This window comes from Nocardioides sp. Root1257, assembly GCF_001425175.1.
In the GTDB taxonomy this organism is placed as follows: domain Bacteria; phylum Actinomycetota; class Actinomycetes; order Propionibacteriales; family Nocardioidaceae; genus Nocardioides.
The window spans coordinates 788,086-813,988 of the sequence record NZ_LMDV01000008.1; the positions used below are offsets into that span (position 1 = coordinate 788,086).

A 25,903-nucleotide genomic window follows, 5' to 3' on the forward strand; every position below is an offset into this window, starting at 1 on the left:
CCCTCGGGCGTGGTCAGTCCGGGCTATCTCGGAGGAACGTCCGGACCATCGGGCCGACGACGTCGGGCCGGTCGCTGGCCACCAGGTGACCAGCGGCGGGAACGATCGCCAGCTGGGCGCCGGGGATGCTCCGGGCGATCGTCAGCGTGTGGTCGGCCCGGACCATGTCGTGGTCGCCCGCGACGACCAGCGTCCGCGCCCGGATCGTCGTCAGCACCTCGGGGGTGATCCGAGGCTCGTTCAGCCACATCCGGGTGAGCTTCTCGATGACGACGGGCCCGTGCTCGGCGCCGTCGGGCGAGAGGTCGGCGTACTCCCGGTCGAGTCGGGCGGCGGCCTCCGCGCTCATCGTGTGCTCGGCCTCGTCGTCGGAGACGAAGCCGCTCGGGTCGATGTTGGCGCTGATCGACACCAGCGAGCGGACCCGCGCCGGGTGCTCGAGCGCCAGCATCAGGCCCAGGATCGCGCCGTCGCTGAACCCGATCACGTGGACCGACGCGAGCCCGACGGCATCGAGGTAGGCGACCGTCTCCGTCAGTGCGGCGGCGTAGCTGAGCGGTCCGTCCCGGTCGGCGGTGCGCCCGTGCGCCACCCGCTCGGGCGCGTGCACGGCGTACTCCGTCGCCAGGAAGTCGCCCAGGTGGCGGAGGTTCTCGAGCGTGGCGTAGCCACCGTGCAGGAGCAGCAGCGGCTCCCCGGCCCCCTGGATCTCGTGGTACGTCGGGTGGCCGAGGAGGTCGAGGTAGGGCACGGCCTGAACCCTAGATGCCTCCGGGGCATGATCGACGGGTGCTCGAGCGACCCGTCGTCCCGGACCGTCCGCCGCCCGGCCCCGTCCCGGGAGCGGTGCTGGGCGTGCCGGCCGGCCTGCTGCTGACGGCCGTCTGGCGGTACGGCGCCGCCGACCTGGCCCTGGCCGTGAGCGCGGTGTTCGCCGGTCTGGTCGCCGTCCTGCTCGCCGGCGCGCCGGGCTGGCGACCGTTCGGTACGGCGCTGCTGGCCGCCGCCGGCGTCGTGGTCGGCGTGCTGGTGGTGCTGGGCTGACGGGTTTGGCGTGACCTCTGCAGGGTAGTGCCGTTGGTGTACTGAACTAGTCCACTTAAGCAGCTCCATCTCCTCGGGAGGACCCATGCCCGCCCCCACGCCCCGCAAGGTGGCGCTCGCCTCGGCGGTCGGAGCCACCATCGAGTGGTACGACTTCTTCCTCTACGGCACGGCCGCCGGCCTGGTCTTCGACAAGCTCTACTTCAACGGGCTCGACGGACCCGCCGCTCAGTTCGCGGCCTTCGGCACCTTCGCCGTCGGCTTCCTGGCCCGGCCGGTCGGTGGTCTGATCTTCGGGCACTTCGGGGACCGGATCGGGCGCAAGCAGATGCTGCTGCTGACGCTCCTGATCATGGGGCTAGGCACGGCGCTGATCGGCCTGCTCCCGTCGTACGACTCCATCGGCCTCTGGGCCCCGGTCCTGCTCGTCGTGCTGCGCATCCTGCAGGGCATCGGCGTCGGCGGTGAGTACGGCGGCGCCGTGCTGCTCGCGGTCGAGTACGCCCCGGCGGAGCGACGCGGCTTCTTCGGCAGCTTCGCCCACATCGGCGTGCCGGGCGGCCTCTTCCTCGCCGCCGGTGCGTTCACGATCGCGAGCCAGCTGCCCGACGACCAGTTCCTGGCGTGGGGCTGGCGGGCCTGCTTCCTGCTGAGCATCGTGCTGCTCGCCATCGGCGCCTACATCCGGCTGAGCGTCATGGAGACGCCGGCGTTCCGCGAGGTGCAGGAGCGCAAGGAGATCGCCGCGGTGCCGGTCAAGGAGCTGATCGCGGCCCAGCCGCGGACGCTGCTGCTCGGCATGGGCACGCGGTTCGTCGAGGGCTTCACGTTCAACCTGTTCTCGGTCTACTTCCTGGCCTACGTGGTCACCAACCTCGAGCTCCCGAAGTCGTGGGCGCTCGACGGCATCATGGTCGGCGCGCTGCTCGGCGTCGGGCTGGTGATCCTGTCGGGCGCCGTCTCCGACCGGGTCGGCCGCAAGCCCGTCTACCGCCTCGGCGCCTGGCTGGCCCTGCTGTTCGCGTTCCCGGCCGCCGCCCTGCTCCACTCGGAGAACCGGTGGGCGATCTTCGCCGTCTTCGTCGGTGGTCTCGGCGTCCTCTACGGCACCGTCTACGGTCCGCTGGCCGCGTGGTGGTCGGAGCTCTTCGACACCCGCTACCGCTACTCGGCCCTGAGCACGCTCTACCAGGTCTCCGGCGTCGTCGCCTCGGGCTTCACCCCGCTGATCGCCGCGTGGCTCGTCTCGCGGGGCGACGGCAGCCTGTGGCTGGTCGCGACGTACGCGACCGCGGTGGCGGCGCTGAGCCTCGTCTGCGCGCAGCTGCTGCCGGAGACCCGCGGCCGCGACCTGGACGAGTCGTGGGTCGAGGAGCCGGCCGCCGAGCGTCCGTACGCCGAAGCAGGCGTCTGACGCCCGCGTGGGAAGATGAGCGCCGTGGAGGCCCGGATCGACGCGTGCGTGCTCTGGCTGCGCGCGCTGCTGATGGGCTCCCTGGCGTTCTTCCTCGGCGTCGTCGGTCACGTGAGCGCCGACGGTCTCCTGCCCGGCCCGCTCCTGCTGGCGGTCATGCTGGCGATGTCGGTGCTGCTCAGCGCCCCGATGCTGAGCAGGCCGGCCTCGACCACGCGGATCGTGGCGATGCTCGTCGGCGGCCAGACCCTGCTCCACCTGGTGCTCTCGGTGACGGCCGGCCACGCCGGTGATCGCACCGCCGCAGCGGTGGCCACCCGGACGAGCGCGATGAGCAGCCTCCCGGTCGTCGACGGCCGCCGCCTCGGGTCGCTCCAGGACGCCTACACCGGCGCGAGCGACCAGCCGGGCGGTCTCGCCCCGACGCTGCCGGTCGGGCACCTCATCGGCGACCTGTCGGCACACGCGCCGATGATGGTCGCCCACCTCGTCGTCGCCGCCCTCGTCGGCCTCTGGCTCGGGTACGGCGAGCGCTGCCTCTGGACGGTCCTCGCCCTGACCGGCCGCCGCATCCTCGCCGCGACCTGGGCGCTCCGACCCGTCGTCCGCGCTCCCCGGCTGACTTTCCTGGACGCCGTGCTCGCCCCCGCCGGACCGCGCTCGGTCTGGCTGGTCCGCCCCGACTCCCGTCGCGGGCCTCCTCTGCTGGCTGCCTGACACCAGCACCCCACGCCGGACCGCCTGTGGTCGCGGCGTACTCGCGCGTTCCCGCGCGCCCACATCTTCCGAGGAGACCCATGACCGACGTCCTCGCGCCCCGGCGCGACCCCGACGACCCATCCCGACCACCACGACCGGACCGTCCGGCGCGCAAGCCCGGCTCCGGAGGCTGGTTCCGTGCCGTGTGGCGGTGGCACTTCTTCGCCAGCTTCCTGGTCGTCCCGGTGCTGCTGCTCCTGGCGACCACCGGCCTGATCTACCTCTTCCGCTTCCAGCTCGAGCCCCTGCTGCACCCCGACCTGATGAAGGTCGACCCGCCGGCCAACGCGGTCGCCCAGCCCTACCTCCAGCAGCTCGCGGTGGTGGACTCGGCGTACCCCGGCTCGACCGTGGTGTCCCTGACGGAGCCGAAGAACGACGAGAGCCCGACCGTCGTGTCGGTCGTGACCGCCGACGGCGCCAGCCGCGACGTCTACGTGAGTCCCTACGGGCCGAAGGTGCTCGGGTCGCTGAACCCGGACACCACGGTGTCCGGCACCGCGATCCGCCTGCACGCCGACCTGATGACCGGCAGCAGGTGGGGCGGCTACGTCCTCGAGCTCGGCGCCTGCTGGGCGATCGTGATGGCGCTGACCGGCTACTACCTCTTCGTGCGGGGCTTCCGGGCCCGGCGGCGCGCCCGCAAGGTCGGCCGGACGGGCGCGCGGCTGCGCTGGCGGCACGGCGCGGTCGGTGCGGTCGCCGGCGTCGGGCTGCTGACGCTCCTGGTCAGCGGCCTGCCGTGGACCGACTTCTGGGGCGCCAAGGTGCAGACCCTCGCGACCGAGCGCGGCACCTCGATGTGGAGCCTCGACCACGGCGCGGTCAGCAACCCGAGCTCGACGCTCGACGAGTCGCTGCCGCACTCCCACGCGAAGGACATCCCGTGGGCGCAGCAGGAGTCCGAGGTCCCGTCGTCGACGCCGCCCACGGACGGCGAGCGCAGCGTGGCCAACGTCGACACCGCGATCGCGGTCGCCGACCGGGCCGGGCTGCGGCACCCGATGACGGTCGCGGTCCCGGCCGCCGACGACGCCTCCGGCGTCTACTCGGTGATCGGCTACGCGTTCGACGCACCGTCGGACGAGCGGACCGTGCACGTGGACCGGTACGGCGGCGAGGTGGTCTCGACGTACGGCTTCGACGACTACCCGGCGCTGGCCAAGGTGGTCTCGCAGGGCATCGGCCTCCACGAGGGCCGCAGCCTCGGGCTGTGGTCGTTCTGGGGGAGCGCGCTGATGTGCCTGGCGATCATCTTCATGTGCCTCAGCGGCCCGCTGATGTGGTGGCGGCGCCGGCCGAGGGGAGGCGCGACGCTGGGCGCACCCCGTGGCCGGATGCCGCTCAAGGCGACGCCGCTGCTGGTGGTCGGCCTGGTCGCGCTCGGCGTCTTCCTGCCGTTCTTCGGCCTGTCGCTGCTCGTCGTGCTGCTGCTCGACCAGCTGGTGCTGCGCCGGGTGCCGGCGCTGAGCCGGTGGTTCGCGACGACCTAGGACGACTCAGCTGGTGGCGGACCGTCGGGCGCTGCGCTCCTCGTGGCGAGCGGTCCGCCGCCGGCGAAGTCGGCGGACGAGCCGCGGGGCGTGCGCCTCGGCGGCAGGCAGGTCGATCAGCCGGTTGAGCAGCTGGTGGTAGCCGGTGGGGGTCAGGTCGAACCGCGCGCGGACGGCCTCGTCCTTCGTCCCGGCGTGGGACACCCAGTCCTCCTCGAACGCCAGGATCTCCCGGTCGAGGTCGCTGAGCTGGTCTTCTGGGCCGTGCATGGGGGAGATCCTCACACGAGCCCGCTCGAGACCAGGAATCGGTCCACCTCGATCCGCAGCGCCACCCGCTGGGGGTTCGGCCTCGGGGTGCGGTAGCGCGCGGCGTACCGCTCCACTGCCCGCGCGACCGACTCCTCGTCGGACCGGACCTCGACGGTGCCCTCGATCGTCGACCAGCGGGCGCCGTCGACCTGGCACGCCGCGATGCGCCCGTCGGCGGCGGCCTGGTGCGCCTTGTGGGAGGGGCCGTTCGTGATCACCCAGGCGCAGCGCTGCTCGACGTCGAGGGCCACCCCGACCGGCACGACGTGCGGGCTGCCGTCGGCGCGCAGCGTGGTCAGCGTGCACAGGTGCCGCTCGGTCCAGAACTCCAGGAGGGCCGGGGGGAACTCCGCCCAACCGGGCTGCCATGACGTCACGCGCACATGCTGGCACGGGCTGGTGGATACGTTCAGAGCATGCCCCGCCTCGCGTCGATCATCGACACCCTGATGGACCGCACGGTCGCCCCCGGCTACACCCGGCTCGGCCCCGCCGTACGACGGCACCTGTCGACGTGGCCCGCCGACGCGCCTCCCGACGCGCTGGCAGGCAAGCGGGCGCTCGTCACCGGGGCCAGCAGCGGCCTCGGGATCGCGACGGCCGAAGGCCTCGCCGGGCTCGGCGCCGAGGTCGTCCTCGTCGTCCGTGACACCGACAAGGGCGCCGCGGTGGTGCGCGAGATCCAGGGCCGGCTGCCGCTGGCCCGCTTCGACGTGCAGCGCTGCGACCTGGCGGACCTCGACGACGTACGCCGGTTCGCCGGGTCGGCCGACGACCACGTGGACGTGCTGGTGCACAACGCCGGCGCGATGCCACCGACTCGGACCGAGTCGCCGCAGGGCCACGAGATGACGATGGCGCTGCACGTGCTCGCGCCGGTGCTGATGACCGAGCTGATGAGTGAGCGGCTCCGCGGCGGCCGGGTGATCCTGGTGACCTCGGGCGGGATGTACGGCCAGCGGCTGCGCGCCGACGACCCGGAGTACCTCGACGGCGACTACTCGCCGACCACCGCCTACGCCCGCAGCAAGCGCGCCCAGGTCGAGCTGCTGCCGGTCCTCCAGCAGCGCTGGAGCCCCTGGGGCATCGACGTCCACGCCACCCACCCCGGCTGGGCGGACACCCCCGGCGTCACCGAGTCGCTGCCGACCTTCCGCAAGCTCACCGGGCCGCTGCTGCGCGATGCCGCCGGAGGTGCCGAGACGACCGTGTGGCTCTCGGCGACGTCGCCGGCCCCCGAGGGCGGTCGCCTCTGGCACGACCGCCAGCCACGCCCGACCCACCTGCTGCGCCGTACCCGCACGGGCGACGACGAGCGGGACCGGATGTGGGCGTGGGTGGCGGGGCAGCTCGAGCTGTGAGGGTTAGGTGGTTTCGAGGCTCGCTTCGCTCGCACCTCACCCACCGACACGGCGCTAGATCCAGCGCGTGAACCAGATGCGGTCCAGCCACTCGCTGTGGGTGAGCAGCTGGTTGGTCCAGATCGGCCAGAACCAGGCGAAGTTCAGGAGCACCAGGACCAGGTAGGCGCCGACGACGACGACGCCTGCCGTACGGCGGGGGCTGGGCGCGGTGGAGCGTCCGAGGATGCGGCCGATCGCCAGGGTCAGGGCGAGCACCAGGAACGGCAGGGTGATGATCGCGTAGAAGGAGAAGATCGGCCGGTCGTCGTACTGGAGCCAGGGCAACCAGGTGGTCGCCACTCCGACGACCGCGACGCCGTACCTCCAGTCGCGGGCGCCGATCCACATCAGCAGCGCGAAGAGCACGGCCAGGCAGCCCGCCCACCAGATCGCGGGCGACCCCAGCAGCAGCACCTGGCGCAGGCAGTCGCTGCCGGCGGGGGCGTTGCAGCCCTGTGTTCCGGGCTGGATGTCGGTGTCCGCGGCGACCCCGACGGGGCGGTTGAGCAGCAGCCAGCCGCCGGGGTTGGAGGCGTAGTCGTGGGTGCTGTCGTTGAGGAAGTGCGTGTGGAAGTCGTAGACGTCCTGGTGGTAGTACCAGAGCGACCGCAGCGACTGGGTCACCTCGCCCAGGCCCGACGCGTCCGGCTCCGTGCGGGTCGGCCAGTCCTGGCCGCCGGCGTAGTGCGTGTACTGCGTCGCGGAGAGGTGCTGCTCGTAGGTGTGCGCGTTCATCAGCCAGCCGGTCCAGCTCGCGACGTACACGAGGAAGCCGACCACCACGATGTGGACGAACGCCGGGATGCCGTCGGCGAGCACGGACTTCGGCACCGACCAGCGGACGCCGAACGAGCGCCGGGCGCCGGCCGACCAGATCCAGGCCAGCAGCCCGAAGGCCGCCATGGGGTAGAGCGCCTCCCACTTGCTGCCGCACGCCAGTCCCCAGCACACGCCGGCGGCGAGCAGCCAGGGCCGGAACAGCAGGCGGCGTACGGGCCCCCAGGCCCGCGAGTCGTTGATCTGCTCCGGCACGAGGCGGGCCATCCGGGCGCGGTACCAGTCCCGGTCGGCCACGATGCAGTGCACGCCGCAGAGGATGAAGAACGCGACGAAGATGTCGAGCAGCGCGAGCCGGGAGAGCACGAAGTGCAGCCCGTCGAAGCACATCAGCAGGCCGGCGATGCAGCCCAGCAGCGTCGACCCGGTGAGGCGCCGGGCGAGTCGGCACATGACGAGGACCATCAGCGCGCCGACGACGGCCGCGGCGATCCGCCAGCCGAACGGGTCCATCCCGAAGGCCTTCTCGCCGAGAGCGATCAGCCACTTGCCGACCTCGGGGTGGACGGCCATCTCGGGCGTCGTCTTCCACTGGCCGGTCGTCTGGCCCGCGAGGATGTGGTCGTTGGCCTTCTCGACGTAGTCGCGGGCGTAGCCGTAGTGCAGCAGCGACCAGGCGTCCTTGGCGTAGTACGTCTCGTCGAACTCGAACTCGTGCGGCTTCCCGAGGTTCCACAGCCGGAGGAAGAGCGCCAGCAGGGCGACGGCGATGCTGCTCGCCCAGCCCACGAACGGGTCCTCGGCCCTCATCCGGCCCCGGGCCCGCTGCCACGCGGACGGTACGGCGCGACCTGCCGCGTTGGTGGAGAGGCCGACACGCTCCTGCGGAGGCTCAGGCGGCGCGGCGGTCGTCACGGTGGAAGACTCTAGGACGTGACTCCTGACGCCGGCGTGCTCGTCCTCGCAGCCACGCCGATCGGGCGGGTCGCCGACGCGCCGCCGAGGCTGGCCGAGGAGCTGGCGACGGCCGACGTGGTCGCGGCCGAGGACACCCGGCGCCTGCGCCGCCTGACCGGCGACCTGGGGGTCACCATCGCCGGCCGGGTCGTGTCCTACTTCGAGGGCAACGAGTCGGCGCGCACCCCGGTGCTGCTCGAGGCGCTCCTCGCCGGCGAGCGGGTGCTGCTGGTGACCGACGCCGGGATGCCGAGCGTCTCGGACCCCGGCTACCGGCTGGTGGTCGCGGCCGTCGAGCACGACGTGCAGGTCACCGCCGTGCCCGGCCCGTCGGCGGTGCTCACGGCACTGGCGGTCAGCGGGCTGCCGGTCGACCGGTTCTGCTTCGAGGGCTTCCTGCCGCGCAAGGCGGGGGAGCGGTCCCGGCGCCTCGCCGACCTCCTGCACGAGCAGCGGACGATGGTCTTCTTCGAGGCGCCGCACCGCACCGAGGCCGCCCTGGCCGCGATGGCCGAGGCCTGGGGTGGCGACCGCGCCGCTGCGGTCTGCCGCGAGCTCACCAAGACCCACGAGGAGGTGCGCCGCGGGCCGCTCGGCGACCTGGTCGCCTGGGCCGCCGAGGGCGTGCGTGGCGAGGTGACGATCGTGGTGTCGGGCGCCGAGCCGCACGCCGAGGTCGGCTCCGACCCCGCCAGCCTGCTGGCCGCGGTCGCGGAGCTCGAGGCCGACGGCGTACGCCGCAAGGAGGCCATCGTCGAGGTGGCCCGCCGCGCCGGCGTACCGAAGCGCGAGGTCTACAACCTGGTTCATGCGGGAGCCCACGGGGGAGAAGGACACTCATGAGCCAACCGACGACTCAGCGCCTCCACGCCCTGCGTCACGACGACCTCAGCTTCGACGTGTACGACGAGGGTCCGCTCGACGGCAAGCCGGTGGTGCTGCTGCACGGCTTCCCCGAGCGCAGCTCGACGTGGCGGCTGGTCGCGCCGGTGCTGCACGACGCCGGGATGCGCACCTTCGCCCTCGACCAGCGCGGCTACTCGCCGGGCGCGCGCCCGCCGCGGCGCCGCGACTACCGGATGCACCTCCTGGTCGGCGACGTCGTCGCGCTGATCGAGCGGATCGGCGGCCCGGTCCACCTCGCCGGGCACGACTGGGGCGCCGCGGTCGGCTGGGCGGTCACGATGCGCCGCCCCGACCTGGTGGCCAGCTGGACGGCGGTCTCGGTGCCGCACCCGGCGGCGTTCGCGCGGGCGATGAAGACGAAGAGCCAGCGCCGGCGCTCGCGCTACATGGCGATGTTCAACATCCCGGTGCTGCCGGAGCTGACCGCCCGCAAGCCCGGCGGCCGCTTCGACCAGAGCATGCGCAAGGCCGGTATGACCGCGGACGAGGTGACCCGGTTCCGTCAGGAGATCGTGGAGTACGGCGCGCTCCCGCACGCCCTCGGCTGGTACCGCGCGCTGCCACTGATGAAGCCTGGTGCGACGGACCACAAGACCACCGTGCCGACGACGTTCCTGTGGAGCGACCGCGACATCGCGATCACCCGCGGCGGTGCCGAGGCGACCAGGGACTGGGTGGACGCGCCGTACCAGTTCCTCGAGCTCAGCGGCGTCAGCCACTGGATCCCGACCCAGGCGCCCGACGACTGCGCCGCCGCGATCATCGAGCGGGTGCTGGCCTCCGAGGTCGGTGCATGACGCAGCCCCCGTCGCCCGAGCCGCTGCCGCACCCCGTCGTCGACAACCACTGCCACCTCGACATCGCCCGTGGCGACGACCCCGCCGTACCCGTCGTGGAGGCGCTGGCCGCGGCCGCCGCCGTCGGCGTCCCCCGGATCGTGCAGATCGGCTGCGACCTGCCGGGCGCGCGGTGGGCGGTCGAGGCGGCTGCGGCGTACGACCCCCTCGTCGCGGGCGTCGCGCTGCACCCCAACGAGGCGCCCCGTCTGCCGTCGCTCGACGAGGCGATGGCCGAGATCGAGGCGCTGGCCGGCGCCCACGACAAGGTGCGGGCGGTGGGGGAGACCGGCCTGGACTTCTTCCGCACCGGCGAGGAGGGGCGGGCCGTGCAGGAGGAGTCGTTCCGCCGGCACATCGACCTCGCGAAGCGGCTCGACAAGACCCTGGTGATCCACGACCGCGACGCCCACGACGAGGTGCTCCGGGTGCTCGACTCGGAGGGCGTGCCCGAGCGCTGGGTGATGCACTGCTTCTCCGGCGACGCCGCCTTCGCGCGGGAGTGCCTCGATCGTGGGGCGCACCTCTCCTTCGCCGGCACGGTGACCTTCAAGAACGCCTCGGACCTCCGCGACGCGCTCGCGATCGCCCCGCTCGACCGCGTCCTGGTCGAGACCGACGCGCCGTACCTCACGCCGGCACCGCACCGCGGCCAGGTCAACGGCTCCTACCTGGTGCCGCTCACGGTCCGCGCGATGGCGTCCGTCCGGGGCGACGACCTGGGTGAGCTGTGCGCCGCTCTCGAGGCCAACACGTTCGCGGCGTTCGGCGGGGGTTGGTAGGTAGTCCCAGGGATACCCGGTTGACCGGGTATCCCTGAACTTGTTGGCCTCTGCAAAGCCCGACAAGTTCACGAAGTGCCGGTTGACCGGGTATCCCTGGGAGCCGCCGACCGCGCCTCCGCCAGCACGGCGTCGCGGTCCTCGGCCAGCACGAAGCCGTCCCCGATCGCGGCGTCTGTGGCGGCGGCGTACGCCGTGAGGTAGTCCTCGTGCGAGTCCCAGATCGGGTGCGGCAGGGGCAGGGTCCGCCCGAAGAGGGCGCAGATCGGCGATGCGTCGGGGGCGGCGTACCCGGAGAGCACGTCAGCAGGAGCGTCGACCACCGGCGTCCGCACGCCGCCCACCACGTTGCCGACCTCGTCGAGCTCGAACGCGCCGTCGACGATCGACAGCCGCGGCGCCGACGGGGCGGGATCACCACCCCGCGCCCACGACTCCAGCCACCGCAGAGCCGCGCGTACGACGTACGCCTGCTGGCCGCGGTTGACGGGGTCGGGGCAGCCGAGGAACGACTCGAACCCACCGATCTGGAACGCGTCGGCGTGGGCGGCGCCGGCGACCTCCCAGAGCCGCAGGCGCTCGGAGTCGGGCTGGCGCGCGGGCAGGTAGGCGATCCGCCCGAAGAGGTCGCCCTCGGTCTGCACGACGATCACCGGCACGTCAGTGTCGTCGCGCACCGGCGTCGGCCGGGCGCCGATCCGCGCCCCGATGTCGATGCCCGAGCCGGGCTCGCCGAGCGGCATCGCCGCCCCCGGCCTGCTGTGCACCAGGAACCCGTCGAAGAGACCGGTGCGCGCGTGCACCTCGTTGACGTACGTCGTGAGCGCGAACGCCGACTGCGACTCGCCGACCGCCAGCACGCACGAGGCGTCCAGGTCGGCGGCCAGGCCCCGGGCGACCTGGGTGAAGATGTCGTAGGCGTACGCGTCGCCCGGGTGCGACAGGGCGCCGTACCGCTCGGGGTCGACGGCCTTCAGGCCCGACGGGCCGGCGCCGGCGTCCACGGCGACCGCCCCACCCTCGACGCCGATGAACTGCGCGGAGACCCCCACCCAGGCGTGGCCGCGGCGCACGAGCTCCGCCGCGAGGTAGGTCCAGTCGGGTGCGGCGTCCGAGCCGCTGCTCACGTTGAGCCACTCCACGACGAGCGTCCCGGAGAAGCCGGAGGCCGGCCGGCGCACCACCACCCGGGTCGCGTACGCCGCGGACGGGTGTGCCGGGTCGGCGTACGAGACCGCCGTCCCCGACGCGGAGGACTCGATCTCGAGCCAGCGGGCGGCGACGAGGTCCGGACCGGCGGTCGCGGACATCAGCGAGACGCCGTTTCCGCTGGTCAGAGGCGTGAAAACGGGGCGCGACGGGGCTGGCACGCGGCGACTTTACCGTCGAGATCCCGATCACGACGTACCGAAATATGACCAGTTCAGTTTGCAATCAACAGGGAAGGCTGGTGGTCTGAACCACTGACAGCCGGGATCGGGACACCATTTCCACCCTGTCGACGGATGCCTCGGGGCCCGTCTGCAGCCCGAGGCCCGGGGAGCACGGCGTTCGGAGAATCGTGCCCGACAACGGACACACCAGCAAGCTGCACCGCATCACCACCAGCCGCCCCCTGATGATCGCCCTCGCAACGGTGGTCGTCCTCGCGGTCGCTGGCAGCACGTGGGGCTACACCGCACTCAGCAAGACCGTGACCCTCACTCTCGACGGCAAGTCGGAGCAGGTGTCCGCCTTCGGCGGCACGGTCGGTGACGTCCTCGACGCCCAGGGCGTCGAGCTCACCGGCAAGGACGAGGTCCAGCCCTCGGTCGACCAGGCGATCACCGACGGCACCCGTATCTCGGTGCACTTCGCCCGGCCGTTCGAGGTCAGCGTCGACGGCAAGCCGACGACGTACTGGGTCACCTCCACCACCGTCTCCCGCGCGCTCGACGAGATCGGCCAGCGGTACGCCGGCGCCGACCTGTCGGCCAGCCGCGGCGGCGAGATCGACCGCAAGGGCATGTCCCTCGACGTGGTCACCCCCAAGGACCTGGTCATCGAGATCGGCGACCAGAAGCCGGTGCACCGCACGCTCACCGCGCTCACCGTCGAGGACGCCCTCGAGGACATGGGCGTCCAGGTCGGCAAGCACGACGAGACCAAGCCCGCCGTTGACCACGTCCTCGAGGACGGCGACAAGCTCGTCTTCACGAACGTGAAGGTCGTGCGCAAGCACGTCGACGGCGAGGTGATGGACTTCGGCACCGTCGAGCGCGACGACGACTCGATGTACGAGGGCGAGACCTCCGTCGTCCGCGACGGCCGCACCGGCCTGCGCGACGTCACCTACCGGATCGTCTACCGCAACGGCGAGATCGCGGTGAAGAAGGTCGTCCAGCAGGACGTGCAGCGCCAGCCCGTCGACGAGATCGTCAACGTCGGCACCAAGGCGGCGAGCACCAACTTCGCTGGCGGCAACACGGTCTGGGACCGGCTCGCGCAGTGCGAGTCCGGCGGCAACTGGGCCATCAACACGGGCAACGGCTACTACGGCGGCCTGCAGTTCAACCTCGGCACCTGGCAGGCGAACGGCGGCTCCGGCCTGCCGAGCAACGCCAGCCGCGAGACGCAGATCGCGATCGCGACCAAGGTCCGCGACGCCTCGGGCGGGTACGGCGCCTGGCCGGGCTGCGCCGCGTCGCTCGGCCTGCCTCGCTGACGCCGTGACATGACGAAGGGCCCCGGTGCACCGCACCGGGGCCCTTCGTCATCCTGCTACCTCACCCGGACGGTGATCACCTTGCTGGCCGTCCCGAACCCGGTGGCGGGCACGTAGGTGACGACCAGCCGGTAGTCGCCCTTCTTCTTGGCAGGCAGCCTCACCGAGGCCGCGCCGTGCTTCAGCGTCGACAGTCCCAGGCTCGTGCCGCCGTAGACGACCTTCACCTTCCCGGGCACGTCGATGCCGGGCGCCGTCGCCCGGACGACGACCCCGACCTTCTTGCCCGCCTTGGTCTTGCCGACCGCGACCTTGAGGGCCACGGGCGCCTTGGCGACGGATGCCGACTGCGCGCTCGCCATGCCGGCCTGGTAGCCGGGGCTGGTGAAGGTCTCCGTCACCGTGACCTTCTTGCCCTCGTCCGCCGCCGCCACGTCGTACGACGTGCCGGTGCCGACGGTCCTGCCGCCGATCGACCAGGCGTACGTCGAGCTGCCGGCGCGTGGCCAGGTCCCGCCGACCACCGTCAGCGTGCTGCCCACGCGCGCCGTTCCGGCGACCTTCGGCGGCGTGGTCGCCATCGGCGCCGCTCCCGCGGTCACGACCGCGCTGTCGACGGTGGTCGTGCCGGCGTCGTACCCGCTGCTCGTCCGCGTCTCCGTGACTCGCACGACCTTGCCGAGCGCGGCGATCGGGACGGTGAGGTTGGTGCCGGTGCCGACCTCGGTCCCGTCGACGGACCACGCGAACGTGGACGTGCCCGGCTGAGACCAGACGGCCCCCGTCGCGGTCAGCGTCTGGCCCACCTGTGCGGAGCCGCCGAGCTGGGCCGGCATCAGCACGCTCGGAGCGGCACCGGTCGCGACGGTCGAGCTCTCGGCGCTCGTGGTCGCGTCGGCGTGGTCGGTGCTCTGGAACGTCTCCGTCAGCCGGACCGTCTTGCCCAGGTCGCCGGGCTGGACCACGTATGTCGTGCCGGTCCCGGCCGGACTTCCGCCGACCGACCACGCGAAGGTCGAGGTGCCGGCCAGTGGCCAGGTCGCGCCATGGGCGGTGAGGGTCTGCCCGACCTGCGGGGTGCCCCCGACGGCGATCGGCGTCGTCGGTGCGGGTGCCGGCGCGACGGCCGCTGCCACCCCTGCCGACTCGGTCGTCGTCGCGGTGTGGCCGGCCAGCGTCCCGGTGTAGCGGACGGACAGCGTGTGCCCGACGTCGGCGTGGCCGATCTCGTAGGACGCCTCGTCGGCGCCCTCGATCGGCGTGCCGTCGCGAAGCCACGTCGGGTCGCTGACGTCGACACCGTCCTGGAACCAGGTCGGCGGCGTGGCGGTCAGGGTCTCGCCGTACACGGCGTCCCCGGTGATCGCCGGGGCAGTGGTGGCGGCCGCGAAGCGGGACCCGATCTTGACCCGCATCGCACCGGTGCTCTCGTCGGACGACAGCACCTGGATCATGGCGCCGGTGCCGGCGACCTTCGTCGAGAGGAACTCACCCCCGTCGACGGAGTCGTCGTAGTAGCCGTCGACGTCGGTGTCGTCGAACACGGGGACGCTGTCGTGCGCCGGGGTCTCCAGGTGGACGGTGAAGCCGGGCTCGACCTCGTAGTCGAGGTCCAGCGGGTCCGTCTCGTCCACGTCGAAGGTGCTGTCGAAGGTCTGGAGGCGCGAGTCCGTCGCCGCGACCGGGTCGCCGTCGTCCTCGGTCCACTGCTGGACGGCCGGGTTCGCGTCCACCGGCAGTGCCTGCCCGCCGCCGGGGTGGACGCTCGTGTTGTTGTCGCTGTAGCGCCCGTTGAGGTACCAGATCAGCAGGCCGTCCTGGTAGGGGAAGCGGTCCGACTTGGTGAACGGTGGTGCCGAGACGTTGTGGCCCCAGCTGTACGGGCCGGCCTCCAGGGTGCTGTCGTAGCCGCGGTACTGACGGTTCTCGGCGATGTAGGACTGCGGGTAGCTGATGGAGTACGTGTTGTCCGCCACCGGCGTGAACTTGACCAGGTTCCAGCCGCTCGGGTCGTAGAACGTGGTCGAGTAGCCGTCGGTCACCCCGATGTCGTCGACGACGAAGCCGAGCGCGCCGAGGCTCGCGCCGTCCGTGAAGTACTCCCAGCGGGCCCGGATCGTGTGCCCTGCGTACGGCGTGAAGTCGGCGGTGAGGTCCACCCAGCTGCCGTCGCCTCCCGTGATGCCGTGCCCGAGGTTCGCGCCGTTCGGGTTCGCGTCGGTCGACTCGGAGGTCTCGACGTTGTGCCAGGTCGCGCCGTCGTCGGTCGAGACCTGCAGGTAGACGTAGTCGAAGTTCTTCTCGGTCGCGTAGGCGACGTGCGCCGAGAAGCCCGGCGACGGGATGTCGGGGACCGCGATCGGTGGGCTGGTCGCCAGCGCGTCGTACGAGCTCTGGTTGCCGGAGTAGAGGTAGTAGCCGTCGCTGCCCGTGACCGGGCCGTCGAGGACGGCGTGGCCGTCCGGAAGGTCGACGAGGACGGCCTGGTCGCCTGTCGTCGTCGCATGGTTGGACGGGCCGAGCGTGACCTCCGAGGCCTCCTCGGCGAGTCCGTCCGTGATCGCCAGGTCCTTGTTGCCCGGGCCGTACCAGCCCAGGAAGAGCTTGTCGGGCGCACCCATGTGGTCGGGCGTCGTCCCGGTCGCGCCGCCGTGGCTCAGCCAGGAGCCCGCGCTCATCAGGTTCCAGAAGCCGGTGCCGTTGTCGGAGTCGGCGGTCTCGGTGTCGTAGTAGTCGGGCAGGCCGAGGTCGTGGCCGAACTCGTGGGCGAAGACGCCGAGGCCGCCGTTCTCGGGCTCGGTGGTGTAGTCGAAGATCCAGTAGCCGGTGTCGCCGATCTCGACGCCGCCGGGGTTGAAGCACTCGGTCGGCGCACACGGACCGGTCGCGTTCGTGGGGTCGTAGTTGGCGCCGCTGCGGTGCGACCAGATTGCCCACGGCGGGGCGCCGGCCTCCTCGCCCTCCCCGGCGTGGATGGCCTGGAAGTGGTCGATGTAGCCGTCGGGCTCGTCGTAGACGCCGTCGTCGTCGCTGTCGTAGCGGTCCCACTGGTCGAACTGCTGGAGGTAGGCCTTGATCTGGGCATCGCTCTTGCCGGCGGTGACCTGCGCGTCGTACCAGGCGGTCGCGCTGTCGCCGATGAAGGCAGCCATGTCGGCGGGGCCTTCCTGGCCGTCGGCGGGCGAGTAGTAGGACGCCGGGTGGTCGACCGAGATCCAGTCGGAGACGTCTCCCTCGAGGTCGAAGCGGCCGCTGGACATCTCCTGGTAGATGCCCTTGAAGGACTCGCCGTCCTGCTCCGGCATGCCGTTGAAGAACATGTCCAGGTAGTGCTGGCGGTTGAAGTGCTGCTTCCAGTACGTCGAGTTGTCCTGCGGGCCCGGCGCGGGGATCTGGTCGTGGACCGGGCCGGCAGTCTGGGTCGGGAAGGCAGGGTTGCCGGCGCCGCTGCCGAAGTCGACCAGGAAGGTGAGCAGCTGGGCCGTGTCGGTGACCGGGTAGTCGACCAGGGTCCCGTCCGCCATCTCGATGGTGCGCTGCTGGCCCTTGCCCCTCAGCCGTGCCTCGCCGCTGACGAGCTGCTCCACGGCGGTCTGGCGCAACGTGGCGCGCTGGGCCGCCGGCGGGGTGGGTCGGTCGTCGCTGAGCGTCTTGCCACGGTCGCTCGTCGCGGACCGCTCGGTCTGCGGCGAGGAGCCCGGCACCGGGCTGGCGTGGGCGGAGCCTGCGACGAGGGGCAGGGCTGCCGCGAGCGCGAGCGCGCTCACGGACGCGATGGCACGTCGGTTCATGGTTCCCTCCGAGTCGGCACGGCCCGAGACCCGCGGGTGTCCCCGGACCCTATCGATTGCGAGGCTCCGAACGTCCGGAAATCGGGTTCCACCACGCCGCTGACTACGCTGGCGACCATGTCCGAGACCCCCGCTGTGCCGCGCCTTCTCGGCCCGGCGGAGGTGCGTGCCCTCGCGGCCCGGTTGGACCTGCGTCCGACCAAGCAGCGCGGCCAGAACTTCGTGATCGACCCCAACACGGTGCGGCGCATCGTCCGGGAGTCCGCGATCACCGCCGACGACGTCGTGCTCGAGGTGGGGCCGGGGCTGGGCTCGCTGACGCTGGCGCTCCTCGAGGTCGCGGGCCGGGTGGTGGCGATCGAGCTGGACGACAAGCTCGCGAGCCTGCTGCCCGAGACGATCGCGACGTACGCCCCCGACCAGGCGGCGCACTTCGAGGTCGTCCTCGCGGACGCGCTGCGCGTCACCGCGGTGCCCGGGCCGCGGCCGACCGCGCTGGTCGCCAACCTGCCCTACAACGTGTCGGTCCCCGTGCTGCTGCACCTGATGGCCCTGCTGCCGTCGCTGCGGCACGGACTCGTCATGGTGCAGGCGGAGGTGGCCGACCGGCTCGCCGCCGACCCCGGCTCCAAGGTGTACGGCGTCCCGTCCGTGAAGGCGGCCTGGTACGCCGACGTACGACGCGCCGGCGCCGTCGGTCGCAACGTCTTCTGGCCCGCACCCAACGTCGACTCCGGGCTGGTGGCGTGGACCCACCGCGAGCCGCCGACCACCTCGGTGTCGCGGCAGCGCGTCTTCGAGGTCGTCGACGCGGCGTTCGCCCACCGGCGCAAGGCGCTGCGGGGCGCGCTCCGCAGCATCGCTCCCGGGGACGCGGTCGACGCCGCCCTGGAGCAGGCCGGCATCGAGCCGCTGACCCGCGGCGAGACCCTGACCATCCACGACTTCGTCCGCATCGCAGAAGGACTGCCCGCATGAGCCTGACGGTCCGCGCACCGGCCAAGATCAACCTGCACCTGGGCGTCGGCGCGCCGCGGGAGGACGGGTTCCACCCGCTCACCAGCGTCTACCAGGCCGTGGGGGTCTACGACGACCTGACGGTGGTCGACGCCGACGGCTGGGTCGTCGACGTCGCGGTCTCGGACTGGATGGACCGCAGCCACGTGCCGCTGGCCGGCGACAACATCGTCGACCGCGCGGCCGCGCTGCTCGCCGCCCACCACGGGCTGGCCGTCAGCGGCGACGTGCACATCGAGAAGGCGATCCCGGTCGCGGGCGGCATGGCGGGCGGCTCGGCCGACGCGGCCGCCGCGCTGGTGGCGCTGGACCGGCTCTGGGGTGCCAACACCTCCGACGACGACCTGCTCGCGCTGGCCGCCCAGCTCGGCAGCGACGTCCCGTTCGCGCTGGTCGGGGGCACGGCGCTCGGCACCGGCCGCGGCGAGCTCGTCGAGCCCGTGGCCGACGCCGGCACCTGGTGGTGGGTCCTGGTGCCCTCGCCGATCGGCCTGTCGACCCCGGAGATCTACCGGCACTTCGACCGGCTCTTCCCGGACGCCCCCGCCGTACCCCCGATGCCGGAGCCGCTGCTCGCCGCGCTGGCGGCCGGCGACCCGCACGCCCTGGCCGCTGCCCTGCACAACGACCTCCAGCCGGCCGCGCTCGACCTGCGCCCGGACCTCGAGAGGCTGATCGCGGCGGGGGAGTCGGCGGGCGCCCTCCGCGGCGTCGTCACCGGCTCGGGCCCGACCTGCGTCTTCCTGTGCGAGTCGTCCGACCAGGCCCGCGAAACCGCCGCCGAGCTCCGCGAGGCGCACGACGTCGTGCTGGTGACCAACGGCGCGGTCGCCGGCGCTCACACGGTGACCTATGTCTAACCTGCTGAACCTCGAGCGCGTCTCCAAGTCGTACGGCGTCCGCCCGCTGCTCACCGAGGTCTCGCTCGGCATCGGGGTCGGCGAGCGGATCGGCATCGTCGGCCGCAACGGCGACGGCAAGACCACCCTGCTCGAGGTGATGACCGGGCTCGAGGAGCCCGACACCGGCCGGGTCTCGCAGCAGCGAGGTCTGCTGATCGGCTACCTGCACCAGGGCGATGAGCTCGACGACACCCACACCGTCCGCGAGGCCGTGCTCGGCGGCCGGTCCGACCACGAGTGGGCCGCCGACGTCCGGATGCGCGAGATCGTGGAGGTGCTGCTCGCCGGGGTCGCCCTCGACCGCGCGGTCGACGGCCTCTCGGGTGGTGAGCGCCGACGCTGCTCGCTGGCCGCGCTGCTCCTCGGCGACCACGACCTGATCGTGCTCGACGAGCCGACCAACCACCTCGACGTCGAGGCCGTGGCCTGGCTGGCCCAGCACCTGGTGAAGCGGTCGTCGGCGCTGGTGGTCGTCACCCACGACCGCTGGTTCCTCGACGAGGTCTGCCAGTGGACCTGGGAGGTCCACGACGGCGCTGTCGATGCCTACGAGGGTGGCTACGCGGCGTACGTGCTGGCGAAGGCGGAGCGGTCCCGGCAGGCCTCGGCCTCGGAGATGCGCCGGCAGAACCTCGCCCGCAAGGAGCTCGCCTGGCTGCGGCGCGGCCCGCCGGCGCGGACGTCGAAGCCCAAGTTCCGCATCGACGCGGCCAACGCCCTGATCGAGGACGTGCCGCCGCCGCGGGACCGGCTCGAGCTGCAGAGGTTCGCGACCCAGCGGCTGGGGCGCGACGTCATCGACATCGAGGACGCGGACCTGGTCCGCGGCGACCGCACGCTGCTGTCCCACGCCACCTGGCGCCTCGGCCCGGGCGACCGGGTCGGCATCGTCGGCGTCAACGGCGCCGGCAAGAGCTCGGTGCTCAACCTGATCTCGGGTGCGCTCGCGCCGCAGGCAGGTCGCGTGAAGCACGGCCGGACGGTCGCGCTGCGGCACCTGACCCAGCAGCTCGACGACCTCGACCCGAACGGCCGGGTGCTGCCGATGGTGGAGTCGGCCCGGCGGGTCACCAAGACGGCCGATGGCGCCGAGATCACGGCCAGCGCGATGCTGGAGCGCTTCGGGTTCACCGGCGACAAGCTCACCGCCCGGATCGGCGACCTGTCCGGTGGCGAGCGGCGGCGCTTCCAGCTGCTGATGCTGCTGCTCGACGAGCCCAACGTGCTGCTGCTCGACGAGCCCACCAACGACCTCGACATCGACACGCTCAACGTGCTCGAGGACTTCCTCGACGGCTGGCCGGGGACCCTGATCGTGGTCTCCCACGACCGCTACTTCCTCGAGCGCGTCACCGACTCCGTCTGGGCGCTGCTCGGCGACGGCCAGATCTCGATGCTGCCGCGCGGCGTGGACGAGTACCTCGAGCGCCGCGCCGTTGAATCGAGACTTGTGACGGTTGAATCGGCAGATTCGACGGTCACAACTCCCGACTCAACCGTCACAAGTCCCGATTCAACCCGCGTCAAGGCCGGGAGCGCGGAGGAGCGGGCCGCCCGCAAGGTGATCGCGCGCATCGACCGGCAGCTGGAGCGGATCGCCGAGCAGGAGCAGAAGCTCAACCTCGAGATCGCCGAGCACGCCCAGGACTACGACCGCCTCGCCGAGCTCAGCGCTCAGCTCGAGGTGCTCGCCAACGAGAAGGGCGAGCTCGAGCTCGAGTGGCTCGAGGCGGCCGAGGGGCTGGAGTAGCCGGTCAGTCGGCGTGGACCTGCGCTGCTCCCGGCAGTCCCAGGAATACCCGGTGAACCGGCACTTCATGAACTTCGAGAGTTTTGCACGGGCCCACAAGTTCGAGAATCCCCGGTAGACCGGGTATCCCTGGGACCGGCCCACCCGCTGCCCACGCGAGCGAACGGCTCAGTCGGCGAACGGCGAGAGCAGGGTGCGCAGCAGCGCGGCCAGCCGGACCCGGTCCTTCTCGGGCAGCCCGGCCAGGAACGTCTGCTCGGCGTCGAGCAGCTTCTCGAACGCCCTGTCCACGGAGACCTTGCCCTCGGGCGTGAGGCGCACCAGCACCCCGCGCCGGTCCTTCGGGTCGGGCAGCCGCTCGACCAGGCCGCGGTCGACCAGGCGGTCGACGCGGTTGGTCATGGTCCCGCTGGTCACCAGCGTCTCGCGCAGCAGCCGCCCGGGGGAGAGCTCGTACGGCGCGCCCGCACGGCGCAGTGCGGCCAGCACGTCGAACTCCCAGGACTCCACCTGACCGGCCGTGAACGCCTCCCGGCGGGCCAGGTCGAGGTGGCGGCCCAGGCGGCTGATCCGGCTGAAGACCTCGACCGGGGCAAGATCGAGGTCGGGGCGTTCGCGCTCCCACGCCTCGACCAGCTCGTCGACCTCGTCCCGCATGGGGCGAGCGTAGCGGATGCGTCGAGAATCTTGACATCAAGACAAAGGCGGAGCAAAGTGTCTTGATGTGAAGACACTTCACCTGCTGGAACCGGAGGACGCATGACCCACACCTGGGACCCCGACCGCTACCTCACCTACGCCGATGAGCGCGGTCGACCGTTCGTGGACCTCGTCGCCCGCATCGCCGCGACCGACCCGCGCACCGTCGTGGACCTCGGCTGCGGCCCGGGCAACCTGACCGCGCTGCTCGGTGAGCGCTGGCCCGCTGCCGACGTCCTCGGCCTGGACTCCAGCCCCGAGATGATCGCGAAGGCGCGCGAGCTCGCCGGGCTCCGCTTCCAGGTCGCCGACCTGCGCGACTGGACCCCGGCCGCGCCGGTGGACGTGCTGGTCTCCAACGCCACGCTGCAGTGGGTGCCCGACCACCTCGCCCTGCTGCCGCGCCTGGTCGACGCGGTCGCGCCCGGCGGCTGGCTCGCGTTCCAGGTGCCCGGCAACTTCGACGAGCCGAGTCACACGATCCGCGACGAGCTCGCCGCGCAGGCGCCGTACGCCGAGCACACCGTCGGCGTCGCCGTGCCGAGCAGCCACGACCCGGCCGTCTACCTGGACGCCCTGGCCGGGCTGGGCTGCCGTGTGGACGCGTGGGAGACGACGTACCTGCACCTGCTCACCGGACCGGACCCGGTCTTCACCTGGGTGTCGGGCACCGGCGCGCGGCCCACCCTCCAGGCCCTGCCCGATGACCTGCGGCCCGGGTTCGAGGCGGAGTTCAAGCGGCGGCTGTCGGCCGCCTACCCGGAGCACGCGTACGGCGTCGTGCTGCCCTTCCGCCGCGTCTTCGTCGTCGCACGGGTCGCGGCATGAGGCTGCACCACGTCCAGGTCGCCTGCCCGCCGGGTGGGGAGGTCGTCGCTCGGCGCTTCTACGGCGAGGGTCTCGGGATGACCGAGGTCGAGAAGCCGGACGACCTCAAGGCACGCGGGGGAGCATGGTTCCGCGGCGGCGACGCCGAGATCCACGTGGGCGTCGAGGATCCGTTCGCCCCTGCCCGCAAGGCGCACCCGGCGTTCGTGCTCGCCGATGTCGCCGAGCTCGAGGCCGTCGCCGCCCGGCTCATCGGCCTCGGCTTCGACGTCGACTGGAGCCAGCGGCACACGTTCCCGGGCCACCACCGCTTCCACACCTACGACGGGCACGGCAACCGGGTCGAGGTGCTGGGCTAGGGCTACGTCCCGGTCAGCGCCTTGCGGCCCAGCACCACCGTGCCGGCGCCGAAGAAGCCGATCAGCCCCCAGCCGAGGGCCGCGCCACCGTCGTACGTCAGCAGCGCGATGCCCAGACCCACGGGCACCAGGCAGAGCGCGGCGACGACGAGGAGCGACCAGCTGACCCGGCGCTCGCTCACGCCCAGGTCTCCTGGGCCAGCGGCGCGACCACGGCGGCCTGCGCCCACCCGGCCCGGGCCGAGGCGGCCCGGCGGGCGGGGTCGAGGACGTTGCGGCCGATCGCGGCGACGGAGGCGCTGTCGGGCGAGACGACGAGGTGCGGCGTCGAGCCGAGGAGCTGGCCGGCGGTGCGCATCGGGCCGACGGCGCGGTCGACCGGCGTGAAGCCGAGGACCCGGTCGCAGTCGGCGAGCAGGTCGGCGTTGGAGCCCGAGCGGGCGCCGCCATCGATGTACTGGACGCCCTCGATCGGGACCGGCGGGTAGACGCCGGGTACGGCGCAGCTCGCGGCGACGGCATCGACCAGCGAGACGCCGTCCGAGCCGTCGAAGACCCGCAGCGCTCCGGTGCCGGCGTCGACCGCGGTCACCTGCAGCCGCTGCCCGGGACCCCACTCCTGGATCGGCAGCCGTTCGCGGATCGCGTCGAAGCGCTCCTCGAGGGTCGGCAGCTTGCCGGCCTCGGCGCGGCGGACCGACCACTGGCCGACGTTGCGGCCGAATGCCTCGAGGTCGCCCCGGGCGCGCAACATCGCCAGCGCGAAGCCGGCGAGCACGTTCGGCCCGATGGAGGCCGGGCGCGCGGGCTTCGGCGGTGAGATCTGGTAGGCGAAGAGGTCCTCGAGCGTGATCCCGGTGGTGATCTGGGCGCCGACGACCGAGCCCGCGGACGTGCCGACGACTGCGTCGGCGACCGTCACGTCGACCCCGAGCTCCTGGAGCCCGAAGAGCAGCCCGGTCTCCCAGGCGATCCCGGTGATCCCACCGCCACCGAGCACCAACCCACGTCGAAGCGTCATGCCCGGGACGTTACTGGGCGGCGGCCAGGGACAGGGTGCCGAGGTCGCGGATGGCCGCGCAGGAGCGCTCGATCATCACCGCGAACATCTGGTCCCCGCGCGCGGTCCTCGTGCCGTAGGCGCACCCGAAGATCGACACCAGCGGCCCCTGGACCATCGCCAGCCGGTAGTCGTCCCAGCAGTCTTCGAGGCTGTAGCCCTGGACGCCGTACGACGTGAGCGCCTGGTGGTAGGCGGCCACCAGCTCTCGCTCGTGGGCGCGCCGGTCGTCGACCGACAGGCTGGTGCCGAGGAAGTAGGCCAGGTCGCGCGCGGGCAGTGCGAGGCTCAGCGTCTGGAAGTCGACGGCGACGACGCCGTCGCCGCCGTCCGGAGGGAAGAGCAGGTTGTCGAGGCGGTAGTCGCCGTGCACGAGGCCGAAGCGGTGAGCGCGGGCCAGCAGCCACCGCTCGATCACGTCGCCGCAGGCCCGGATGGTGGCGGCGTCCTCGTCGGGGACCAGCTCGCCGAGACCGTCGAGGAAGAGGTCGGCGGTCGGGTCCCACATCGCCAGCAGCAGCTCGATGGACTCCGCGTCGTTGACCGACAGCGTGTCGATCTCGAGGAGGGTCGGGTCGCACCAGCGCGGGCCGTGCAGCCCGGCGAGGTTGACCACGGCGTCGCGCGCCTGGGCGGCGGTGCAGCCCGCGATCTGGTCGCCCTGCCGGGCGGGCGCCAGGTCCTCCAGGACGATCACGAAGTCGCCGGAGTCCTCGGCGATCTCGGCGAGGTGGCAGGCCGGCGTCCGGACGGCGACGGTCGAGGCGACCTGCTGGTAGAACCGCACCTCCGCGCGGTAGGCGCCCGCCATCATGTCCCGCGCGGACGTGTCCGGCGGCGGGAGCTTGACGAGCACCGTCTCGTCGGCGCCGAACCGGAGCCGGAAGCAGGTGCCGATCTGGCCGGTCCCGACCTGCTCGACCGCGAGCCCGGCGACGTCCCGACCGAGCACGCCGCTCAGCCAGTCGGCCGTGACCTCCTCGAGGATCATCGGCTCCGCCCGGGGTTGGTGGGCAGCCCGGCCAGCGCGTCGGCCGGCCGGACCTCCCGCCAGGCGTCCAGCACCGGCGCGAGCTCCGTCGGCGTCGCGCCGTGCAGGATGACGCTGTCCGCGCCGGCGTCGAGCTGGTCCTGGATCCGTGCCGCGCACTGCGCCGCCGTGCCCGTGGCCGAGGCGGCGAGCCACTCCGCCGGGAGCACGTCGTCGCGCAGGTGGCGCAGCTCCTCGACCGTGCCGATCGCGTCGAACGCACCCGGGTAGCCCTGCACCAGGTCGTCGGCGCGGAAGCGCTCGAGCGCCGCCAGGTCCCAGCCGTTGGCGCGCACCAGGACCTCGCCGTACCCCTGCAGGTACGTCGCGAGGCGGCCGACCAGCTTGCGCAGCCGGGCCTCCTCGGGGATCGACTCCTCCACGGTGGCGAGCACCGCCCAGACCCGGACGGACGCCGCGTCGCGACCCGCCTGCTCCGCCGCGCTGCGGATCGTCGCGACCGAGCGGGCGAGCGTCTCGTCGGACAGGAAGGTGTGCAGGACGACGCCGTCCGCGACCCGGCCGGCGAGCTCGAGCGACTTGGGCCCGATCGCCATCATCAGGACCGGGATGTCCTCGTCGAACGAGCTGTCCTGGGAGAGGTACGGGTAGCTGCCGGCCGGGCCCTCGTGACCCATCACCGCCTGCCCGTGCCACAGCGAGCGGTAGATCCCGATGGCGTCCTCGAGCTGGGCGCCGGTCACCCGCGGGACGCCCATGACGTCGAAGAGCAGGTCGAACCCGCGTCCGAGGCCGAACGCGTAGCGGCCCCCGGTCAGCCGGTGCATCGACGTCGCGAACGTCGCGGTGACGAGCGGGTGCCGGGTGTTGTGGTTGGTGGCCGCGGTCGCGATGCCGATCGTCTCGCTGACCGCCCCGGCGGCCCCGGCCAGGACGGCGGCGTCCTTGACGTTGAAGCGCTCGGACAGGAAGACCGAGCCGATGCCCAGTCGTTCGGCGAGACGGACCTCGGCCAGCAGGTCGCGAGGGTTCGCCGAGTGGCCGGCGAGCCCGTAGCAGCCGATCTCCGGCAGCTCCTGACCGTCCAACGGCGGGGTGGTGTCGATCACAGACGCGGAC

25 protein-coding genes are annotated in these 25,903 nt (G+C 72.4%); 14 read left to right on the forward strand and 11 right to left on the reverse strand.

The window, feature by feature from the left end; genetic code table 11:
* Window positions 1-13 precede the first annotated feature (13 nt).
* Entirely contained in the window at window positions 14-751 is a 738-nt protein-coding gene (locus ASC77_RS11810; RefSeq protein ID WP_056152588.1) for an alpha/beta fold hydrolase, read from the reverse strand.
* 38 nt (window positions 752-789) lie between these two features.
* On the opposite strand from ASC77_RS11810, the gene ASC77_RS11815 reads away from it, so the two are divergent.
* From ASC77_RS11815 to ASC77_RS11830, 4 genes are all read left to right on the forward strand, one after another.
* Window positions 790-1,044 carry a hypothetical protein gene (locus tag ASC77_RS11815; RefSeq protein WP_056152594.1) on the forward strand — a complete coding sequence of 85 codons (255 nt, stop codon included), beginning with the start codon at window positions 790-792 and terminating at the stop codon, window positions 1,042-1,044.
* A gap of 85 nt (window positions 1,045-1,129) precedes the next feature.
* The gene (locus tag ASC77_RS11820; RefSeq protein ID WP_056152597.1) at window positions 1,130-2,458 is read left to right on the forward strand and encodes an MFS transporter; all 1,329 of its coding nucleotides are present in this window, start codon (window positions 1,130-1,132) and stop codon (window positions 2,456-2,458) included.
* Between the two features lie 15 nt (window positions 2,459-2,473).
* Window positions 2,474-3,175, forward strand: a complete 702-nt coding sequence (locus ASC77_RS11825) for a hypothetical protein (protein WP_156391043.1) — start codon at window positions 2,474-2,476, stop codon at window positions 3,173-3,175.
* Between the two features lie 80 nt (window positions 3,176-3,255).
* Complete coding sequence (locus ASC77_RS11830; RefSeq protein ID WP_056152603.1) at window positions 3,256-4,710, forward strand: PepSY-associated TM helix domain-containing protein; 1,455 nt, start codon at window positions 3,256-3,258, stop codon at window positions 4,708-4,710.
* A gap of 6 nt (window positions 4,711-4,716) precedes the next feature.
* Here the strand turns inward: ASC77_RS11830 and ASC77_RS11835 are convergent, their stop codons facing one another.
* Both ASC77_RS11835 and ASC77_RS11840 read right to left on the reverse strand, forming a co-directional pair.
* Window positions 4,717-4,980 carry a DUF3263 domain-containing protein gene (locus tag ASC77_RS11835; protein ID WP_056152608.1) on the reverse strand — a complete coding sequence of 88 codons (264 nt, stop codon included), beginning with the start codon at window positions 4,978-4,980 and terminating at the stop codon, window positions 4,717-4,719.
* Window positions 4,981-4,991: 11 nt separating this feature from the next.
* A complete protein-coding gene (locus ASC77_RS11840) occupies window positions 4,992-5,399 on the reverse strand; it encodes a pyridoxamine 5'-phosphate oxidase family protein (protein ID WP_056154056.1) in 408 nt (135 codons plus the stop codon).
* Between the two features lie 39 nt (window positions 5,400-5,438).
* On the opposite strand from ASC77_RS11840, the gene ASC77_RS11845 reads away from it, so the two are divergent.
* Window positions 5,439-6,383, forward strand: a complete 945-nt coding sequence (locus ASC77_RS11845; RefSeq protein ID WP_056152611.1) for an SDR family NAD(P)-dependent oxidoreductase — start codon at window positions 5,439-5,441, stop codon at window positions 6,381-6,383.
* A gap of 54 nt (window positions 6,384-6,437) precedes the next feature.
* Here ASC77_RS11845 and ASC77_RS11850 read toward each other — a convergent pair whose 3' ends face one another.
* Complete coding sequence (locus ASC77_RS11850; RefSeq protein ID WP_235547604.1) at window positions 6,438-8,117, reverse strand: dolichyl-phosphate-mannose--protein mannosyltransferase; 1,680 nt, start codon at window positions 8,115-8,117, stop codon at window positions 6,438-6,440.
* A gap of 18 nt (window positions 8,118-8,135) precedes the next feature.
* Here ASC77_RS11850 and rsmI point away from each other — a divergent pair, with 18 nt between their 5' ends.
* From rsmI to ASC77_RS11865, 3 genes are read left to right on the forward strand one after another with little or no spacing between them, the layout of a single operon-like run.
* The gene (gene rsmI / locus ASC77_RS11855; protein WP_056152613.1) at window positions 8,136-9,002 is read left to right on the forward strand and encodes a 16S rRNA (cytidine(1402)-2'-O)-methyltransferase; all 867 of its coding nucleotides are present in this window, start codon (window positions 8,136-8,138) and stop codon (window positions 9,000-9,002) included.
* Window positions 8,999-9,862: an alpha/beta fold hydrolase gene (locus ASC77_RS11860; protein ID WP_056152616.1), complete on the forward strand. Its 864-nt coding sequence runs from the start codon at window positions 8,999-9,001 to the stop codon at window positions 9,860-9,862. The genes rsmI and ASC77_RS11860 overlap by 4 nt, the downstream gene beginning before the upstream one ends.
* A complete protein-coding gene (locus ASC77_RS11865) occupies window positions 9,859-10,683 on the forward strand; it encodes a TatD family hydrolase (RefSeq protein WP_056152620.1) in 825 nt (274 codons plus the stop codon). Before ASC77_RS11860 ends, ASC77_RS11865 begins: the two co-directional genes overlap by 4 nt.
* A gap of 68 nt (window positions 10,684-10,751) precedes the next feature.
* On the opposite strand, the gene ASC77_RS11870 is transcribed toward ASC77_RS11865, so the two are convergent.
* Entirely contained in the window at window positions 10,752-12,053 is a 1,302-nt protein-coding gene (locus tag ASC77_RS11870; RefSeq protein ID WP_414813177.1) for an alpha/beta hydrolase domain-containing protein, read from the reverse strand.
* A 191-nt stretch (window positions 12,054-12,244) separates the two neighbouring features.
* Here ASC77_RS11870 and ASC77_RS11875 point away from each other — a divergent pair, with 191 nt between their 5' ends.
* Window positions 12,245-13,387 (forward strand): resuscitation-promoting factor, encoded by a 1,143-nt coding sequence (locus ASC77_RS11875; protein ID WP_056152626.1) that lies wholly within the window; start codon window positions 12,245-12,247, stop codon window positions 13,385-13,387.
* 56 nt (window positions 13,388-13,443) lie between these two features.
* On the opposite strand, the gene ASC77_RS27205 is transcribed toward ASC77_RS11875, so the two are convergent.
* The gene (locus ASC77_RS27205) at window positions 13,444-17,178 is read right to left on the reverse strand and encodes an immune inhibitor A domain-containing protein (protein WP_200944965.1); all 3,735 of its coding nucleotides are present in this window, start codon (window positions 17,176-17,178) and stop codon (window positions 13,444-13,446) included.
* A gap of 117 nt (window positions 17,179-17,295) precedes the next feature.
* Here ASC77_RS27205 and rsmA point away from each other — a divergent pair, with 117 nt between their 5' ends.
* Genes rsmA through ASC77_RS11895 form a run of 3 tightly spaced genes read left to right on the forward strand, consistent with a single transcriptional unit; the run spans window position 17,296 to window position 20,847 of the window.
* The gene (gene rsmA / locus ASC77_RS11885) at window positions 17,296-18,156 is read left to right on the forward strand and encodes a 16S rRNA (adenine(1518)-N(6)/adenine(1519)-N(6))-dimethyltransferase RsmA (RefSeq protein WP_056152629.1); all 861 of its coding nucleotides are present in this window, start codon (window positions 17,296-17,298) and stop codon (window positions 18,154-18,156) included.
* The gene (locus ASC77_RS11890) at window positions 18,153-19,055 is read left to right on the forward strand and encodes a 4-(cytidine 5'-diphospho)-2-C-methyl-D-erythritol kinase (protein WP_056152632.1); all 903 of its coding nucleotides are present in this window, start codon (window positions 18,153-18,155) and stop codon (window positions 19,053-19,055) included. The genes rsmA and ASC77_RS11890 overlap by 4 nt, the downstream gene beginning before the upstream one ends.
* Window positions 19,048-20,847 (forward strand): ABC-F family ATP-binding cassette domain-containing protein, encoded by a 1,800-nt coding sequence (locus ASC77_RS11895; RefSeq protein ID WP_056152633.1) that lies wholly within the window; start codon window positions 19,048-19,050, stop codon window positions 20,845-20,847. Before ASC77_RS11890 ends, ASC77_RS11895 begins: the two co-directional genes overlap by 8 nt.
* A gap of 168 nt (window positions 20,848-21,015) precedes the next feature.
* Here the strand turns inward: ASC77_RS11895 and ASC77_RS11900 are convergent, their stop codons facing one another.
* Complete coding sequence (locus ASC77_RS11900; RefSeq protein ID WP_056152637.1) at window positions 21,016-21,504, reverse strand: MarR family winged helix-turn-helix transcriptional regulator; 489 nt, start codon at window positions 21,502-21,504, stop codon at window positions 21,016-21,018.
* A 102-nt stretch (window positions 21,505-21,606) separates the two neighbouring features.
* Between ASC77_RS11900 and ASC77_RS11905 the strand changes: the two genes are divergently transcribed.
* Window positions 21,607-22,374: a trans-aconitate 2-methyltransferase gene (locus ASC77_RS11905; protein WP_056152641.1), complete on the forward strand. Its 768-nt coding sequence runs from the start codon at window positions 21,607-21,609 to the stop codon at window positions 22,372-22,374.
* Window positions 22,371-22,733, forward strand: a complete 363-nt coding sequence (locus ASC77_RS11910) for a VOC family protein (protein ID WP_056152644.1) — start codon at window positions 22,371-22,373, stop codon at window positions 22,731-22,733. Before ASC77_RS11905 ends, ASC77_RS11910 begins: the two co-directional genes overlap by 4 nt.
* 2 nt (window positions 22,734-22,735) lie before the next feature.
* Here the strand turns inward: ASC77_RS11910 and ASC77_RS11915 are convergent, their stop codons facing one another.
* From ASC77_RS11915 to ASC77_RS11930, 4 genes are read right to left on the reverse strand one after another with little or no spacing between them, the layout of a single operon-like run.
* On the reverse strand, window positions 22,736-22,915 hold the full coding sequence (locus ASC77_RS11915; RefSeq protein WP_056152647.1) for a hypothetical protein: 180 nt from the start codon (window positions 22,913-22,915) through the stop codon (window positions 22,736-22,738).
* Window positions 22,912-23,754 (reverse strand): patatin-like phospholipase family protein, encoded by an 843-nt coding sequence (locus ASC77_RS11920; protein ID WP_056152651.1) that lies wholly within the window; start codon window positions 23,752-23,754, stop codon window positions 22,912-22,914. Before ASC77_RS11920 ends, ASC77_RS11915 begins: the two co-directional genes overlap by 4 nt.
* A gap of 10 nt (window positions 23,755-23,764) precedes the next feature.
* A complete protein-coding gene (locus tag ASC77_RS11925; RefSeq protein WP_056152654.1) occupies window positions 23,765-24,784 on the reverse strand; it encodes a phosphotransferase in 1,020 nt (339 codons plus the stop codon).
* Window positions 24,781-25,893, reverse strand: a complete 1,113-nt coding sequence (locus tag ASC77_RS11930) for a TIGR03857 family LLM class F420-dependent oxidoreductase (RefSeq protein ID WP_200944966.1) — start codon at window positions 25,891-25,893, stop codon at window positions 24,781-24,783. The genes ASC77_RS11925 and ASC77_RS11930 overlap by 4 nt, the downstream gene beginning before the upstream one ends.
* Window positions 25,894-25,903 lie beyond the last annotated feature (10 nt).